General features: G+C 77.1%; 2 protein-coding genes. Both read left to right on the plus strand.

The annotated features are described in order from the left end of the window. Positions 1 to 651 (plus strand): ATP-dependent helicase C-terminal domain-containing protein (locus OZN99_RS32345; RefSeq protein ID WP_270939284.1); only part of this gene is annotated, 651 nt, incomplete at its 5' end. A 139-nt stretch (positions 652 to 790) separates the two neighbouring features. Next, a partial coding sequence (locus OZN99_RS32350; protein WP_270939285.1) for a hypothetical protein occupies positions 791 to 1,024 on the plus strand: 234 nt, incomplete at its 3' end.

A 1,024-nucleotide genomic window follows, 5' to 3' on the forward strand; every position in this document is an offset into this window, starting at 1 on the left:
ATGTTCGGCCCCCTCGTGCTGGAGGAGCACGCCCTGCCCGCGCCCGACCCCGCGACGGTCGCCGCGGCGCTGGCCCGCGCCACCGCGGAACGCGGCCTGCGCGACCTCGACTGGACCGAGGCGGCGAAGCAGACCCGCGCGCGGCTGCGCTGGATGCGCCAGGTGGAGGGCGAGGCCTGGCCCGACGTCTCGGACGCGGCGCTGGCCGCGACGGTCGAGGATTGGCTCGCGCCGCAGCTGCATGGCCGCACGAAGCTGGCCGAGGCGAAGGCGCTCGACCTTACGGCGATCCTGCGCAACCTGCTGCCCTGGGAGAGGCAGAAGCGCCTGGATGCCGCGCTGCCCGCGCGAATCGACCTGCCCGGCGGGCGCAGCGCCGCGGTGGACTACGACCGCGAGGTGCCGACGCTGGAAGCGCGCGCGCAGCACCTGTTCGGCCTCGATGCGCTGCCGCCGCTGGCCGAGGGCCGCGTCCCGCTGCAGGTCGCGCTGCTCTCGCCGGCCGGGCGGCCCATCGCCATCACGGGTGACCTCGCGGGCTTCTGGCGCGGCGGGTGGCGCGACGCGCGCAAGGACATGCGCGGGCGCTACCCGAAGCACGCCTGGCCCGAGGAACCCTGGCGCCCGGACGACCCGCCATCACGATCGTGACCGAATCAGGCCCGGAACCGCCATCCGGGCGGTTGACGCTCGGCCGGGAAGCGGTTGGCCTGCCGCATGCGGCGCCGCCGGCCCGCAACGGAGGGGGACGGCCGCCGCAGGGGGCTGCCGGTCGCGCAGGAGGCACCGCATGCATTCCACGTCACGCTGGCGCAGGCCCGCCACGCTCGGCTGCCTGCCGCTGGTGCTCGTGCCGCTGGCCGGGTGCGGCTACACGGTCGAGCGCAGCAGCCGCATCGCCGCCACCGACCGCGCCCTGTCGGAGTCCGAGGCACGGGGCGTCGCGCTCGGCCAGCGCGTGACGGAGCTGGAGGCGGCGCTGGCCGCCGAGCGGCGCGCCGCCGGCGACCTCGCCGCGCTGGAG

This window comes from Falsiroseomonas oryzae (assembly GCF_027856955.1).
Classification (GTDB): domain Bacteria; phylum Pseudomonadota; class Alphaproteobacteria; order Acetobacterales; family Acetobacteraceae; genus Falsiroseomonas; species Falsiroseomonas oryzae.